Origin of the sequence: Enterobacter hormaechei ATCC 49162, from assembly GCF_001875655.1 — a bacterium.
GTDB classification, from domain to species: domain Bacteria; phylum Pseudomonadota; class Gammaproteobacteria; order Enterobacterales; family Enterobacteriaceae; genus Enterobacter; species Enterobacter hormaechei.
On sequence record NZ_MKEQ01000001.1, the window covers coordinates 1,126,495 to 1,142,627 of the forward strand.

Genomic DNA, 16,133 nt, shown 5'->3' on the forward strand with positions numbered 1-16,133 from the left:
AGGATTTCTGTGATTCAGATCACTCTTCGTTCTCTTCTTCCAGCTCATCCCACATAGCAGCGATAGCGTCGCGCGTCAGCGGAGCCAGCGTTCTCCAGAATGGCGAGGTGGCATGTGCTTCAACTTTGCCCAGGAAGGTGCCCACCCATGGCAGCAGATACGTTTCGAAGAGGGTTTCAATCGCCTCATTCTCATCATCACCTGCATTATCTTCAATCCAGGAGGCCGCCAGCAGCAGCGTACCGATATGATCCGCAGGCATGTCCGTCAGCGGCATGCCGCGTTCTGAAAGAAATGCCCGCACTTCCGCTTCGGTCGCACCGTCCTGCCAGGCAGAGCGATACGGCGATACGCGACACTCTTCCCCCACGAACAGGGCGTTGTAATCCGTTGAAATCTGCTGCATATCGCAGCTTTTTTGCAAGCGTTCCAGCAACTCATCCTGTTCCAGCGGCCAGCTCTGCGCCAGTTTACCTTCACGAATCAGGGTAAACAGCGGAACCAGCAGCGGATCCTGCGGCTGGCGGTAATATAAGGTGCCCAGCACGCGGCAAAGGATGGAAAACTCATTCATGTTTTTATTCCATTATTAATTAAAGATCGGCAAATTCGTCTATCGGCGCCATGCCGCGCGACTCAAGGAAATCGAGCATACGACGCGGCGTGACGTTCAGGATCTGTTCTTCCGGGAAATTCACGTCCTGCAATATTTTCAGGCACTCGCTGAAATCCCCCAGCGTGAAGGCCGTGTGGGAATCAGAGCCCAGCGCCACCATGCCGCCCGCGTCACGCACGGCCGCCGCCACTTCGCGGCAGTTGGCTTCACTGCCCTTACGAGAGTGAACAAAGGAGGAGTTGTTAATTTCCAGCGCCACGCGATGCTCCGCTGCCGCCTGCGCCACGGCCTGAATATCAATCGGGTATTTTGGATTTCCCGGGTGGCTGATAATGTGCACGTTGCCACTGGCAATGGTGGCAATCATCGCCGCGGTGTTGGTCTCTTTATCCTGAGGCGCAAAGACCGGCTCGTGGAATCCCGCGAGGATCAGATCTAACGAGGTCAGCATCGGGCCGGTGCAGTCAATCTCACCGTCGGTATTTTTGATGTTCGCCTCGATGCCGCGCAGTATCCCGATACCGTCCACCAGACGTGGCCAGATACGCATATTCACAAAATGCCAGTAGTGCGGCGCATCCGCCATATCCGGACCGTGATCGGTTATCGCAAACAGCTTGATGCCTTTCAGCTTCGCCTGAGCGATATAATCATGGAGGTTACTGTAAGCGTGGGTACTGGCGACGGTGTGCATATGCAGGTCAACGGGATACATCTTTCTCTCCTCTGCGGTTTTTCCAAAGGATAGCAGTTATCAGCGGCGAATATTAGCAAAAACCCGGCGAACGCCGGGTTTCTCTCAGTAGCCTCGCTGTCTGTTGACCTGTCCGGTCACCGCATTGCCCTTCTCTATTTCGCTGATGGTATGCGAGATGTACGCCACGGCCTCCGCCGGTCGCGTCACGGCAGCAATATGGGGCGTCATCGCCACGCGCGGATGTGCCCAGAGTGGGCTGTCTGTTGGCAGCGGTTCGCGGCTATACACATCCAGCATTGCCCCTTTCAGTTTGCCGTTATCCAGCGCTTTCAGCAGATCCTCCTCCACAACGTGTACCCCGCGCGCCAGGTTCATTAAGTAGCTATCATCTGCCAACTGGTTGAGGAGCGCGTCATTAATAATCCCGACCGTTTCCGCCGTATTGGGCAGCAGGTTGATTAACACGCGCGTGCCATTGAGAAAGGCCGGAAGCTCATCCGTTCCGGCAAAACTCTCGACGCCCGGATAATCCTTACGGCTCCGGCTCCAGCAGCGCAGTGGGAAGCCCCACGGGGCGAGCGCTTCGGCGACTTTCGAACCCAGCACCCCCGCCCCGAGGATGCCGATGGTGAAATCTTCACGCTGATAATCCGGGAGCGGTTCCCAGTGGGATTGCTGTTTAAACGCCTGATAATCGTCGAAGCGGCGGAACCAGTGCAGCACCTGGCTTACGGCATATTCCTGCATCTGCTGCCCCATACCGGTATCTTCCAGACGAAACAGGGGGATCTCTTCTGGCAGCATTTCAGGGTGTGCTTTCAGCTTGCTCAGAATGGAATCCACGCCGGCTCCGAGCGCGAACACGGCTTTCAGCTTACGGCCCTGGAGCATTTCTACCGGCGGATGCCAGACCAGCGCGTAGTCAGCATGTTCATTGTCGCCCTGTTTCCATTCGCGAACGCGTGCGCCAGGCAGTGCCGCGGTGAGTGCCTTAATCCAGTAAGCCGTATCAAACGTGGGGTGATAGAAAATAATATCCATAGTCATTGCCTTTTATTGCGCTGTTTTATTTTCATTTTCAACTGGATTGCCAGCATAGCAAATTTATCGCCAAACCGCGTTGCTGATAAAAGAGGCGCTTTTCGCACATTTCGGAATCAGGTTGCCTGAAGTTTGTCTAAACGCGCTAAATTACTGAAAAAGTGAGTTGACGGCAGTACGGCTTTTCCTTACATTAGCGCCCGTCCCGACAACAATGGGATGACAATATGGTGAGGTGTCCGAGTGGCTGAAGGAGCACGCCTGGAAAGTGTGTATACGGCAACGTATCGGGGGTTCGAATCCCCCCCTCACCGCCATATTCAAGACAAAAGCTCGTACGAAAGTACGGGCTTTTTTCTTTTATATTTTCCGTAAGGGGGGGATGAGAGCCCCCCGTGCTACATTCAGCTCGGTGCGGCCTGAGCCCCTCACCCTAGCCCTCTCCCCAAAGGGGCGAGGGGATCGTTACTCCTCCACCATCCGCGCATACTCATCGGTAAGAAAATCCACCAGCGTTCTGACGGATGGCAGCAAACCGCGCCGTGACGGATATACCGCGTGGATCACTTCCCGTCTGGGTTCCCAGGTGTTCAGCACCCGTACCAGTTCCCCTGATGCCAGCTGATCCTTGACCATTAAAATCGGCAGTTGCACCACGCCCACGCCCGCCATTGCCGCTTCACGCAGCGCCAGCATATCGGTAGTAATCAAGCGCGGCGTGAAGTGAATTTCTGCTTTAGCGCCCTCCGGCCCGCTCAATTCCCATTTATGCAGATGCTTACCCGCCCCCATACTTAACCCCGGCCATTCGCTGAGTTCAGAGGGCATCGCCGGGTTGCCCATCCGTTCAATCAGTGCCGGTCCGGCAACCAGACAGTGCCCCCTGTCTGCCAGTACCCTTAATACCAGATCGCTGTCATCAAACGGTCGCGGGCGAACGCGGATCGCCACATCCACACCCTCCGCCACCAGATCGACCCGCCGATTAGTGGCTTCAAGCTGGAGGTTGATCCCCGGATAGCGCGCCATAAACCGCGCCAGCATAGGCCCCACGTGAACGTGCAGCAAGGTGACGGGGCAAGTGATCCTGACCATACCGCGCGGTTCAGCCTGTAAAGCGGCCACCGCCTCCTCCGCAGCTTCGGCCTCCACCAGCATGGCTTTACAGTGCTGATAGAACGTCTGCCCTACCTCCGTCACTGTAAACTGCCGCGTGGTTCGTTGTATCAACCGAACACCCAGGCGTTCTTCCAGCTGCGCAATTCGACGGCTCAGTTTCGACTTTGGCTGATCGAGCGCCCGCCCCGCCGCCGCAAAGCCGCCATGCTCCACCACCTTAACAAACCATACGAAATCATTGAGATCCTGCATACGCCCTCATTGTTCCATTTTAAGAACAGTGAATGTCATTTTCACTATCTACCGGGATATTAAACCTGAATATAAGCTAATTACATCAACAGAACATCAGGAGGTAATCATGAAAAACGTAACAGGCGTGTATACCGCACCTCGTCCGCACTGGGTCGGTGACGGTTTCCCGGTTCGTTCGATGTTTTCTTACCAGACGCACGGCGAGCCGCTGAGCCCTTTCCTGCTGCTGGACTACGCCGGACCGCATACCTTCCCGGCGGACGGTGCGAAACGCGGCGTAGGCGAGCACCCTCATCGCGGCTTTGAAACGGTAACCATCGTCTACTCAGGCGAAGTAGAGCACCGCGATTCCACCGGCAGAGGCGGCGTCATCGGCCCAGGCGACGTGCAGTGGATGACGGCTGGCGCAGGCATTTTGCACGAGGAGTTCCACTCCAGCGCGTTCTCGCAGAAAGGCGGGGAACTGAAAATGATGCAGCTGTGGGTCAACCTGCCCGCCAAAGACAAAATGGCGACGCCTGGCTACCAGAGCATCACCAAAGCCGATATCCCGGTGGTCACGCTGCCGGATAACAGCGGAACATTGCGCGTGATTGCTGGCCGCTTTGAAGAGGTCACCGGCCCGGCCCATACCTTCTCACCGCTTAACGTATGGGATCTTGCGCTACACCAGGGCAGCCACCTGACGCTCAATCAGCCCGAAGGCTGGAGCACGGCGCTGGTTGTCGTTGAGGGCAGCGTGACGGTAAACGGCACCACGCCAGCGGGTGAAGCGCAGCTGGTCGTGCTGAGTCAGAGCGGTGACAAACTGCATCTCGAAGCCAGCAGCGACGCAAAAGTGCTGCTGATGGCCGGGGAGCCGCTGAATGAACCGATTGTGGGCTATGGCCCGTTTGTGATGAACAGTAAAACCGAAATTGCCGAAGCGATTCGCGATTTCAACTCTGGCCGCTTTGGCCAAATCTAAACGTAATAAAGGAGCGCATTATGTCTACCCCTGCAAACTTCAACGGTGCACGTCCCGTTATTGACGTAAACGATGCCGTTATGCTGCTTATCGATCACCAGAGCGGACTGTTCCAGACCGTTGGAGACATGCCAATGCCTGAGCTGCGCGCCCGTGCTGCGGCGCTGGCAAAAATTGCCTCGCTGGCGAAGATCCCTGTCATCACCACCGCGTCGGTTCCACAGGGTCCGAACGGTCCGCTTATCCCGGAGATCCACGCCAACGCACCGCATGCGCAGTATGTGGCTCGCAAAGGTGAGATTAACGCCTGGGATAACCCGGAGTTTGTGGCGGCGGTGAAAGCCACCGGGCGCAAAACGCTGATTATTGCCGGTACGATCACCAGCGTCTGCATGGCCTTCCCGTCCATCAGCGCGGTGGCGGACGGATATAAAGTGTTTGCGGTAATTGATGCCTCCGGCACCTACAGCAAAATGGCGCAGGAGATCACCCTTGCACGCGTGGTGCAGGCAGGCGTGGTGCCGATGGATACGGCGGCAGTAGCCTCTGAGATCCAGCGCACGTGGAACCGTGAAGATGCGGGTGAATGGGCTGAGGTGTACACACACATCTTCCCTGCCTACCAGCTGCTGATTGAAAGCTACAGCAAAGCGCAGGATGTGGTGAAAAACAGCGAAGTGCTCGATTCACAGCGTTAATCCTGCGCGCTACGGCATAAGCTGATTAAGGCTTAACCGAACAAGCACGAATGCAGAAAATCTGCTTGACCGTTTTAGCGCAACTCCCTATAGTAGCGCCCCGTTGCCCCCCAAGCGGTCAGGCAGCAAAACAATATGGTGAGGTGTCCGAGTGGCTGAAGGAGCACGCCTGGAAAGTGTGTATACGGCAACGTATCGGGGGTTCGAATCCCCCCCTCACCGCCATATTCAAGACGAAAGCTCGTACGAAAGTACGGGCTTTTTTCTTTTATTATTCCGTAAGGGGGGGATGAGAACCCCGACCGGGGTTCGACAACTGGCGACAGCCAGTTGGACAGACTGTGAGCGTAGCGAACAGGCTGCCCGGAGGGCGAGCGAAGCGAGTCAATCCCCCCCCGGTGCAAACTGAACCACCTCAGCTACAAAAAAGCCCGCGCATAAGCACGGGCCGTTTTAAACCATTCCTCAGCTATTCAACTTACCTGCCGGCTGCTTTCCTTCGGGAGATGAAACCTGCCCAGGATTAGCAACAGCCTCATCCTTACGCTCCTCCAGCCAGTAATCCGCATTTTTAATTCCCAGCCGAACCGGGTCAAAGTGGGGATCCAGCCCCTGCGCATTCTGGATTTCATAATCCTTCAGGCTGGCAAACGCTTTTTTATGCAGCAGAACGATGGCAATAATGTTGAGCCATGCCATCAGCCCTACGCCAATATCCCCTAATCCCCAGGCCAGATCCGCGGTGCGAACCGTGCCATATACCGTCGAAGCCATCAGACACAACTTGAGCAGGAACGTCAGCCATGGGCGATGAATCTTACGGTTGATGTAGGCGATATTCGTTTCAGCGATGTAGTAGTAAGCAATGATGGTCGTGAAGGCAAAGAAGAACAGCGCGATGGCAACAAAGTAATTACCGAAGCCCGGCATCATACTTTCCATCGCCGTCTGCACATAGCCAGGACCGGCCGCCACGCCTGCAATCCCGGTATAGAGCGCTGCACCGTCGACGCCCTGCACGTTATACAGACCGGTGATCAACAGCATAAACCCGGTCGCGGAGCAGACAAACAGCGTGTCGATGTACACGGAGAACGCCTGAACCAGCCCCTGTTTCACCGGATGGCTTACGGCCGCCGCCGAGGATGCATGTGGCCCGGTACCCTGCGCCGCCTCGTTGGAATAGACGCCGCGCTTCACGCCCCACATGATAGCCTGGCCCAGAATAGCGCCAAACCCAGCTTCAAGGCCAAAAGCACTTTTCCAGATCAGCAGTATAACTGAAGGAAGCTGATCAATATTGATAGCGATAATCACGCACGCGACAATAATATAGCCGAGTGCCATAAACGGAACCACCATGCTGCTAAAGCTGGCAATCCTTTTCACGCCACCGAAAATAATAAAACTCAACAGCACGGCAAGTAACGCCGCCGTGACATTCGGACTCAGACCGAAGGCAATATCCAGGCTCGCACCAATAGAGTTTGCCTGCACGCCTGGCAGTAATAATCCGCAGGAGAAAATCGTTACGATGGCAAATAACCATGCGTACCACTTCACGCCTAACCCTTTCTCAATATAAAAGGCAGGACCACCACGATATTCGCCGTTAATTTTTTCTTTATAAACCTGACCTAACGTGGATTCGACAAACGCAGAGCTTGCCCCCAAAAATGCCACGACCCACATCCAGAAAAGCGCACCGGGTCCACCAAAGGTAATGGCGGTCGCGACACCGGCAATATTCCCTGTCCCCACGCGGCCCGCCAGGGTCATCGTCAGCGCCTGAAACGACGACACGCCAGCCTCGGTAGGACGCCCCTGAAACATCAGGGTAATCATATGTTTTATATGCCGTAATTGCAGAAAGCGACTACGCAGTGAGAAATAGAGGCCGACACCCAGACATAAAAATATTAACGCCGGGCTCCAGATAACACCGTTAATTGCACTAACCAGTTCGTTCATGTATGACCCTCAGCGTGATGTTCCAGAGGAAACGATCCCCTGGCGTGTTTCTTTTTAGAATTTTGTTTGAACAAGTACGAAACATAGATAATAACCCAAAAGACACCAACTTAATTTTTACTGCTTAATCATGTTCTGTGACAACATTCACGTTTAATTTTAAACTAACAATTAGCGTGATCATTATATTCATAGATATTTTGTGGGTATTATAAATACATATCACATTTCCGCGGCCTGTATAAAAACCGTCCACTACTGATTGGCAGTAATATTATTAATACCGCAAAATGGCGCGTAAATCCCGTTGAATGTTATAGGAAATAAATATGATTTAAAAAACCACTATTACAAAGGGAATAAAAGAAGCTTCCCGGCATGACGCCGGGAAGAAATGGCTTAAAAAGTGAAATGATCTTACTCGGAGTACACTTCCAGCGTGCGTTGACACAGCGCTGAACGGACGCAATCCTCTTTCCTGAAGCGGACCACCCCTATCATCTCATCTTCCTCAAAACGTGACATGGCATCGCTCAGGCCGGACTTCACTCCCGAAGGCAGGTCACACTGGGTAATGTCGCCGTTGACGATGACCGTCACGTTCTCCCCGAGGCGCGTTAAAAACATTTTCATTTGCGCAGCGGTCACGTTCTGAGCCTCGTCAAGAATAACGACCGCATTTTCAAAGGTACGTCCGCGCATATAGGCGAACGGCGCGATTTCCACCTTGCCAATCTCTGGTCGCAGGCAGTACTGCATAAAGGAAGCGCCCAACCGCTTCACCAGCACGTCATAGACGGGCCTGAAGTACGGCGCAAACTTCTCGGATATATCGCCGGGCAGGAAGCCCAGATCTTCATCCGCTTGCAGTACCGGACGGGTAACGATGATCCTTTCCACGTCTTTATGAATCAGCGCTTCCGCTGCTTTGGCCGCACTGATCCAGGTTTTCCCGCATCCGGCTTCCCCGGTTGCAAAGATGAGCTGTTTACTCTCGATAGCATTCAGGTAGTGCGCCTGAGCTTCATTCCGCGCCACAATTGGCGATGCATCGCGGCTGTCCCGCGCCATGCCAATGGATTCTACGCCGCTCATCTGCACAAGCGAGGTGACCGATTCTTCTTCACGCTGTTTATGGCTACGTGAATCCCGTCTCAGCACACGTTTTGCTTCGCGACGAGCTTTGATCACTGCTTTTTGTCTTCCCATGGATAGCACCTTGAGTTGTTGGTATTCATCACACGCGCCAGTTTCGGCACGATTATGCGCACGAACATCAGAGGGTTGGCTTCCTTGTAAGCCATTGCTTGTATTACCGGATGACGATACAGAACGGCTACGCGCACCGTTATGCACGTCGGTAGAAACAGGTTTTTGAAGTGAAGGAGAGAATTTGGTGGTGAGGAAATCGCTGCCGGAGTCTGAGCCTCCGCGCCGGGTGCTGCGGTTGATGTGTTTACCTTGTCCAGTACAGGACGCAACCATTCGCGATCTCCATAGTGAGTTAATATCACTGCCGGGAACTACCGCTGTCTTACCTTAAGTACATCAGGGTTTATCATAAATGCAACATTTATTTTACCTGAGTGCAACTTTTCAGACTGCCCCTACATGGAAAATCAGTCTCATATAGAAATATTACAGAAATATAACAATAAGATAGTCCTGGGAAAAAATAATGTCCCCGCGAACTGTCGCAGGGACGATTATCAGGCTTCTATCAGACCCTGGGCGAGATACGCGCCAGCATCGTGCGCGCCCGGCAGGGCAAAGAAATAGCCGCCGCCGATGGGCTTAATGTACTCCTCCAGCGCTTCGCCGTTGAGCCGCTTCTGCACGGTGAGGAAGCCCTTCTCCAGATCGTGCTGATAGCAGACAAACAGCAGTCCCATATCAAGCTGCCCGGAGTTGGTCACCCCCAGCGAGTAGCTGTAACCCCTTCGCATCATCAGGCTGGACTGCGTCTCTTTGGTGCGCGGATTGGCGAGGCGAATATGGCTGTCCAGTGCGATGACATCCCCGTTCGGATCGCGGGCATAGTCAGGCTCATCGTGCTCATTCTTCATGCCGAGCGGTGCGCCAGTGTGCTTATCGCGGCCGAAGATCGTCTGCTGCTCTTTCAGTGGCGTGCGGTCCCAGAACTCCACGTGGAACTGGATGATGCGCACCGCCTGATAGCTGCCGCCTACCGCCCAGGCCGGTTCGCCCTGATCCGCCGTCACCCAGACCACGTTTTTCATCAGCGCGGCATTGCTGCTGTCCGGGTTGGCGGTGCCGTCTTTGAAACCGAGCAGGTTGACCGGCGTCTCTTTCCCCTTACTGCGCGCGGCGTGGTCAGAGATAAATCCTTCCCGCTTCCAGCGCACGCTCAGCAGATCCGGGGTGTGCTTGATGATATCGCGCAGGGCGTGGATCACCGTATCCTGGGTATTGGCGCAGATCTGCAACAGCAGATCGCCGTGGCACAGCGCCGCGTCGAGAGAGTCATTCGGGAAACGCGTCATTTTTTGCAGCGCTTTCGGCTTCTGCTTCGCCAGTCCGTAGCGATCGTCAAACAGCGATTCCCCCACCGACACGGTGATGGTCAGGTTATCGGGCGCGATAAACGCTCCGAGGATCCCGGAATCCATCGGCGGCAGGCGCGGATTCGGTGTTTCCGGCGCCGGACCGCCCGCGGTAAGGAAGGCAATGCGCGTGGTTAACAGCCTGAACAGACGTTCAAGGTCGGCCTTATCACTCGCCAGCGAATCGAAAGCCACCAGCATCATCGAAGCCTGTTGCGGCGTCAAAATACCCGCCTGGTGCTCGCCATAAAACGGCTGCGTTTCCATACGCGCATCCGGGGAGAGTGTGCCGGGGGCGGTTTGCGGTTTTGCCGCATGCGCGACCGGGCAACCTCCCGCCAGGGCAAACGCGCCGCCCAGCGCCCCTACCCCTTTCAGCAACCGACGTCGGGTAGGTTCCGCGACGTCGTACTCGTCATGCTTATTCATCGCTTAGTCCAGACCCAGAACGCCACGCAGCAGGGAGAGATCTTCCGCCAGCGTCGTAATCGGGCCTTTCAGCGCGTTACGGTCAGCATCGGTCAGCTTGTCATAGGTTTCGAACCCGTCTTTCGTGCGGTATTTCGCCAGGATGGTGTCAACTTTCTTAAAGTTGGCGTCCACTTTCGCCAGCAGTTCGCCGTTCTCTTTTTGCAGCTGAGGCCGCAGGAGATCGACAATTTTCTGTGCGCCGTCAACGTTCGCCTGGAAGTCCCACAGGTCGGTGTGGCTGTAGCGATCTTCTTCACCGCTGATTTTGCTCGCGGCCACTTCTTCAATCAGGCCCGCTGCGCCGCCCACCACTTTCGACGGCGGGAAGGCCAGTTCGGTGATGCGTTTTTGCAGCTCCAGCACGTCACTGTTGAGCTGATCGGCGTATTTCTCCATCCCTTTGGTAGCGTTATCGCCAAACAGGGCTTTTTCCAGACGGTGGAAGCCGGTGAATTTCGGATCGGCGGCCTTCTGCTCATAGTCATCTTCACGGGCATCAATGCTGCCATCGAGATCGGAGAACAGCTCGGCAATCGGCTCGATGCGCTCGTAGTGCTGACGGGTTGGCGCATACAGGGATTTCGCTTTTTCGATATCGCCCGCTTTCACCGCATCGGTAAAGGCTTTGGTACCCGCCACCAGGTTCGCCGTCTCTTTGGTGACGTAGGCTTTATAGGCAGTAATCGCGTCGCCCAGGCTCAACAGGGCTGTGCCTTTGGCCGCGTCCGCCGTCGCTGCGCCTTTGACGATCAGCTTACCTTTCGGGTTAGTCAGCAGGCCGCAGGTCATCTCATATTCCCCCGGCTGAAGATTAGCGGTCATCTTCTGGCTGAAGCCTGGCGCGATATTCTCACGCTCTTCCACCACCATCACGCCTTTGAGGATCTCCCACTCCAGCGCCTTCTGGCTGTGGTTCTGAATAATAAACTGGGTTTTGCCGCTGTTGACGGTGATGGTCATCGGCTCGCACTGCTTATCGTTGACGGTGACTTTTACCTGCGGAATATCTGCCGCCTGAGCGGTGAAGGCAGAAGCGAACAGCGCGGCAATGCCTGCGCATAACGCACTACGACGGAACTGATTGGCCATGACTCTTCCCTTTAAAAGTATGTTGTAACTAAAACAGCACTTACGGCGCGACGCGCGACGTCTGCGAGTCGGTACGCGGCGGCATAACGAACAGGATCAGCGCCGGAACCAGATAGATAAAGTACATTGCCACTTCGCTGACGCTCGGCGTTTCCTGGTAGCCAAAGATGCCTTCGAGCAGGGTGCCGGTCAGCGAATGGGTGGACAGAACGTTGCTGAGGTCAAACGCCACGTCCTGAAAATGGTTCCACAGGCCCGCTTCGTGGAAGGCGCGGATTGCGCCTGCCGCCAGCCCCGCGGCCACCAGCAGAATAAACAGGCTGGTCCACTTGAAGAACGCGCCCAGGTTGAGGCGAATGCCGCCCCAGTAGAGCAGGAAGCCAAGCACGACGGCGGTTGCCAGCCCGAGCATCGCGCCCAACGGCGGCCAGATGCCCACGTCCTGCTGGAAGGCCGCGAGCAGGAAAAACACGGATTCCAGGCCTTCACGCGCCACGGCGAAAAAGACCATCATGATCAGCGCCCAGCCGTGGTGGTTGCCTTTTTGCAGGGCGTTATCCACCGCCTGCTCCAGCTGCACCTTCACGTTGCGGGAGACTTTGCGCATCCAGAAGACCATCCACGTCAGGATGAACACCGCAATCACGGCGACGATCCCTTCAAACAGCTCTTGCTCTTTCTGCGGGAATTCACCGGTGGTTTCATTGATAAGAATCCCCAGCCCCAGGCAGAGCGCCGCGGCAAGGAAAACGCCAACCCACATCACGCCAATCCAGCGCCCACGCTGGGTGCGCTTCAGATAACTGGCGATAAGGCTAACAATCAGGGCCGCTTCAAGGCCTTCACGTAACATAATGAGAAAAGGAACAAACATGCCGACACCTTAAATGTTTATCGCGGTCAACTGATGCAAAGAAAGGTAAATTCTTGTGATAGTGATTATCATTACGGCAAGAAGAAAAACAAGCGAAATGTGTTGCGTTTTAATGACCAGATGTAAACGCATTGCGGAGTAATAATTGCATGAGTAACCGTTACGTTTATAAGGTATAACGAAAATGCCCATTTACGGTTAACCGGGGCTGTGGCTAAATGTCCGCCTCGCAAACCAACCGATCATAAACCATGTTTAAAATTGTCCATTTCCTGCTGGCGCTGGTCATTATTCTTGCCCTTGCCTGGCTGGTGAGTTTCGACCGCCGAAAAATTAGTATTCGTTTTGTTTTACAGCTGATCGTCATTGAAATTGCGCTGGCGTTCTTTTTCCTCCACGCAGAAAGCGGCCTGTTTATTATTAAATACGTCTCCGGTTTCTTTGAATCGCTGCTTAAATTCGCCGCCGAAGGGACGAATTTCGTCTTTGGCGGAATGGGGGAAAAAGGGCTGGCGTTCATTTTCCTTGGCGTGCTGTGTCCGATTATTTTTATCTCTGCGCTGATTGGTATTCTTCAGCACTGGCGAATACTGCCGATCTTTATTCGGGTTATCGGCACGCTGCTGTCAAAACTGAACGGCATGGGCAAGCTGGAATCCTTTAACGCGGTAAGCTCGCTGATCCTCGGGCAATCGGAAAACTTCATTGCCTACAAGGGTGTACTGGGGGATCTCTCCTCGCGTCGTCTGTTCACCATGGCCGCAACCGCCATGTCGACGGTCTCTCTGTCGATTGTCGGGGCGTATATGACCATGCTGGACGCCAAATTTGTCGTTGCGGCGCTGATCCTGAACATGTTCAGTACTTTTATTATTCTCTCCGTCATTAACCCGGCCCGCCCGGAAGCCGAACCCGATATCAAACTGGAAAAACTGCATGAGTCCCAGAGCTTCTTTGAAATGCTGGGCGAGTATATTCTGGCCGGTTTTAAGGTGGCGATGATTATTCTGGCGATGCTGATTGGCTTTATCGCCCTTATTAGCGCCGTTAATGCCCTCTTCTCCAGCGTATTCGGCATGAGCTTCCAGCAGATCCTGGGTTACGTGTTCTATCCCCTGGCGTGGCTTATCGGGATTCCGCTGAGCGATGCGCTAAACGCGGGCAGCATTATGGCAACGAAACTGGTGGCGAATGAATTTGTGGCGATGATCGAGCTGCAAAAAATAGCCCACCAGATGTCACCGCGCGGGCTGGGTATTTTGTCCGTGTTCCTGGTGTCGTTCGCGAACTTCGCCTCCATTGGGATTGTAGCGGGGGCAATAAAAGGCCTGAACGAGCAACAGGGTAACGTGGTGTCGCGGTTTGGTCTGCGTCTGGTGTACGGCGCGACGCTGGTGAGTTTGCTGTCGGCGAGCTTTGCGGGGTTGGTGCTGTAAGTTTTGTGCCCGGCGGCGCTTCGCTACAATACAACAACGGCGGGATATCCCGCCGTTTTTATTAGAACTGCACGCACACCGGCTGGTCGACGCGCATCACCGACTCCTGCGCGAAGCGTGATTTATAAATCCCGCGTAACGCTTCGATATTTGTTTCGCTCTGCGCATCTTTACCGTGGATCAGCATCAACGCTTTGCTGGGTTCACGCGCCACTTGTCCGTTGTTACCCAGCCACTGCCCGCGCGCATCAAACACCGTTAAGCCATCGCGAAAGCGCGGCGTCACGTCCTGGTCAACAAACTGCTGCCACTCGCTACCGGTAATCTGCGCCCCTGCCGGACGGTTTAAGCCGAAATAGAGCGTGGTCTGCTGCATCTGGTTATCCGCTTTGCAGATGTCAGTCGCCGTATTCTGCGACGGTGCCGTACAGCCTGCCAGCAACACGAATGCCGCCGCCATCAACCCTGTTTTAATCATCATTTATTATTACTCACACTGGTGAACGATCTGTCCCCTCTCCCCTTTGGGGAGAGGGTTAGGGTGAGGAGAAAATTATTCTGCCTGAAGCTTAGACGGCGGCGCGGTGTGGTAATGCGCGTCCGCATCCGCGAAGCGCTTCTGGATAGAGGCAGAAGGCGCTTTACCCAGCAGGCTGAACACCACAATGCCGATGCTGCCGAAGATGAAGCCCGGAATGATTTCGTACAGGCCCAGCCACGCGAACTGTTTCCAGACGATAACGGTCACCGCCCCGATGATCATCCCCGCAAGCGCGCCGTTACGGGTCATGCGAGACCACATGACGGAGAACAGAACGACCGGACCAAACGCGGCACCGAAGCCCGCCCACGCGTAGCTCACGAGGCCCAGCACGCGGTTATCCGGGTTGGCCGCCAGCGAAATCGCCACCAGCGCCACGGCCAGCACCATAAAGCGCCCTACCCACACCAGCTCTTTCTGGCTCGCGTTTTTACGCAGGAAGGCTTTGTAGAGGTCTTCGGTGATCGCACTGGAGCAGACCAGCAGCTGGCAGCTTAGGGTGGACATGACCGCCGCCAGGATCGCGGAGAGCAGGATACCGGCAATCCACGGGTTAAACAGAACCTGCGCCAGCTCGATGAACACGCGCTCGGCGTTCTGGTTCACCGCGCCCGCCTGCGCCGGGTTGTTGTTGAAGTACGCGATACCGAAGAAGCCGACCGCACACGCCCCCGCCAGACACAGGATCATCCACGTCATACTGATACGACGCGCGTGAACGATGGTGTGGTGAGAATCCGCCGCCATAAAGCGCGCCAGAATGTGCGGCTGACCGAAGTAGCCCAGACCCCAGCCCATCAGAGAGACGATGGCCACAAAGTTCAGCCCTTTCAGCATGTCGACGTTTTCAATGCTCTTCTGCTTGATCACTTCCAGCGATTCACCAAAACCGCCGACGGTGAAAATCACAATCACCGGGGTTAGGATCAGGGCGAAAATCATCAGGCTCGCCTGTACGGTGTCGGTCCAGCTTACCGCCAGGAACCCGCCCACGAAGGTATAGAGGATAGTCGCGGCCGCACCGGCCCACAGCGCCGTTTCGTAGTTCATGCCGAAGGTGCTTTCGAACAGACGCGCGCCCGCCACGATGCCCGAGGCACAGTAGATGGTGAAGAACAGCAGGATCACTAACGCGGAGATAATGCGCAGGATACGGCTGTTATCTTCAAAGCGTCCGGTGAAGTAGTCCGGCAGCGTCAGGGCGTTGTTGTTGGCTTCGGTGTGCACGCGCAGACGGCCTGCAACCAGCTTCCAGTTGATCCAGGCGCCGACGGTCAGGCCGATGGCGATCCAGCTTTCGGAGATCCCGGAGATGAAAATCGCGCCCGGCAGACCCATCAGCAGCCAGCCGCTCATGTCGGATGCACCCGCAGAGAGCGCGGTGACCATCGGGCCTAAACTGCGGCCGCCGAGGATGTAGTCGTCAAAGTTTTTAGTGGAACGCCATGCCAAAAACCCTATCAGGATCATGCCAAAAATATAAACGAGAAATGTCACCAGCATCGGTGTGCTAATAGCCATTTAAATTCTCCAAAATGTCGAGCGACAACCGTCCGGGTTGCCTTGTTATGTCATCACCGGAACGTAGTGATGTGTGTATGTATTTCCGTTGGGCGCGCTATCCTGCCGTATACGCATCCCACTGACAAACGATTTAACACTGCATTTACATGAATTTCATCCCTGGTTTTATACGTCTTTCCTATAGGTTGCACTTGCTCACGCTTTTACGGGTTGCACCTTTAAAAAGTGTTAAGCACCGCATAAAAACTGGGCTTAGAAACTACCGCGCGT

At 55.0% G+C, this 16,133-nt stretch carries 14 protein-coding genes and 2 tRNA genes; 5 read left to right on the top strand and 11 right to left on the bottom strand.

Annotation, left to right across the window (positions count from 1 at the left end; translation table 11 throughout):
• Window positions 1–19 precede the first annotated feature (19 nt).
• The 3 genes from BH712_RS05750 to ghrA form a co-directional block, all read right to left on the bottom strand.
• On the bottom strand, window positions 20–574 hold the full coding sequence (locus BH712_RS05750; RefSeq protein WP_006809298.1) for a TorD/DmsD family molecular chaperone: 555 nt from the start codon (window positions 572–574) through the stop codon (window positions 20–22).
• 19 nt (window positions 575–593) lie between these two features.
• A complete protein-coding gene (locus tag BH712_RS05755) occupies window positions 594–1,331 on the bottom strand; it encodes a phosphatase (protein ID WP_006809299.1) in 738 nt (245 codons plus the stop codon).
• Between the two features lie 84 nt (window positions 1,332–1,415).
• Window positions 1,416–2,354 (bottom strand): glyoxylate/hydroxypyruvate reductase GhrA, encoded by a 939-nt coding sequence (gene ghrA, locus BH712_RS05760; RefSeq protein ID WP_032673545.1) that lies wholly within the window; start codon window positions 2,352–2,354, stop codon window positions 1,416–1,418.
• 229 nt (window positions 2,355–2,583) lie between these two features.
• Here ghrA and BH712_RS05765 point away from each other — a divergent pair.
• Window positions 2,584–2,671, top strand: a tRNA-Ser gene (locus BH712_RS05765).
• Window positions 2,672–2,819: 148 nt separating this feature from the next.
• On the opposite strand, the gene BH712_RS05770 is transcribed toward BH712_RS05765, so the two are convergent.
• Window positions 2,820–3,725 (bottom strand): LysR family transcriptional regulator, encoded by a 906-nt coding sequence (locus BH712_RS05770; RefSeq protein WP_006809301.1) that lies wholly within the window; start codon window positions 3,723–3,725, stop codon window positions 2,820–2,822.
• A 109-nt stretch (window positions 3,726–3,834) separates the two neighbouring features.
• On the opposite strand from BH712_RS05770, the gene BH712_RS05775 reads away from it, so the two are divergent.
• The 3 genes from BH712_RS05775 to BH712_RS05785 all read left to right on the top strand — a co-directional run bounded on the left by BH712_RS05775 (window position 3,835) and on the right by BH712_RS05785 (window position 5,618).
• The gene (locus BH712_RS05775; protein WP_032673546.1) at window positions 3,835–4,695 is read left to right on the top strand and encodes a pirin family protein; all 861 of its coding nucleotides are present in this window, start codon (window positions 3,835–3,837) and stop codon (window positions 4,693–4,695) included.
• 20 nt (window positions 4,696–4,715) lie between these two features.
• Window positions 4,716–5,393, top strand: a complete 678-nt coding sequence (locus BH712_RS05780; RefSeq protein WP_003858068.1) for an isochorismatase family protein — start codon at window positions 4,716–4,718, stop codon at window positions 5,391–5,393.
• Window positions 5,394–5,530: 137 nt separating this feature from the next.
• A tRNA-Ser gene (locus tag BH712_RS05785) sits at window positions 5,531–5,618 on the top strand.
• 240 nt (window positions 5,619–5,858) lie between these two features.
• On the opposite strand, the gene BH712_RS05790 is transcribed toward BH712_RS05785, so the two are convergent.
• The 5 genes from BH712_RS05790 to efeU form a co-directional block, all read right to left on the bottom strand.
• On the bottom strand, window positions 5,859–7,364 hold the full coding sequence (locus BH712_RS05790; protein WP_006809303.1) for an alanine/glycine:cation symporter family protein: 1,506 nt from the start codon (window positions 7,362–7,364) through the stop codon (window positions 5,859–5,861).
• A gap of 417 nt (window positions 7,365–7,781) precedes the next feature.
• Window positions 7,782–8,573, bottom strand: a complete 792-nt coding sequence (gene phoH, locus BH712_RS05795) for a phosphate starvation-inducible protein PhoH (protein ID WP_032673547.1) — start codon at window positions 8,571–8,573, stop codon at window positions 7,782–7,784.
• A gap of 500 nt (window positions 8,574–9,073) precedes the next feature.
• A complete protein-coding gene (gene efeB / locus BH712_RS05800; RefSeq protein ID WP_006809305.1) occupies window positions 9,074–10,357 on the bottom strand; it encodes an iron uptake transporter deferrochelatase/peroxidase subunit in 1,284 nt (427 codons plus the stop codon).
• A 3-nt stretch (window positions 10,358–10,360) separates the two neighbouring features.
• On the bottom strand, window positions 10,361–11,488 hold the full coding sequence (gene efeO / locus BH712_RS05805; protein ID WP_006809306.1) for an iron uptake system protein EfeO: 1,128 nt from the start codon (window positions 11,486–11,488) through the stop codon (window positions 10,361–10,363).
• Between the two features lie 40 nt (window positions 11,489–11,528).
• Window positions 11,529–12,362 carry an iron uptake transporter permease EfeU gene (gene efeU, locus BH712_RS05810; protein WP_006809307.1) on the bottom strand — a complete coding sequence of 278 codons (834 nt, stop codon included), beginning with the start codon at window positions 12,360–12,362 and terminating at the stop codon, window positions 11,529–11,531.
• A 251-nt stretch (window positions 12,363–12,613) separates the two neighbouring features.
• Here efeU and BH712_RS05820 point away from each other — a divergent pair, with 251 nt between their 5' ends.
• Entirely contained in the window at window positions 12,614–13,798 is a 1,185-nt protein-coding gene (locus tag BH712_RS05820; RefSeq protein ID WP_006809308.1) for a NupC/NupG family nucleoside CNT transporter, read from the top strand.
• 61 nt (window positions 13,799–13,859) lie between these two features.
• Here BH712_RS05820 and BH712_RS05825 read toward each other — a convergent pair whose 3' ends face one another.
• On the bottom strand, window positions 13,860–14,279 hold the full coding sequence (locus BH712_RS05825) for a DUF3574 domain-containing protein (protein ID WP_006809309.1): 420 nt from the start codon (window positions 14,277–14,279) through the stop codon (window positions 13,860–13,862).
• 72 nt (window positions 14,280–14,351) lie between these two features.
• Window positions 14,352–15,860 (bottom strand): sodium/proline symporter PutP, encoded by a 1,509-nt coding sequence (putP, locus tag BH712_RS05830; protein WP_006809310.1) that lies wholly within the window; start codon window positions 15,858–15,860, stop codon window positions 14,352–14,354.
• Window positions 15,861–16,133 lie beyond the last annotated feature (273 nt).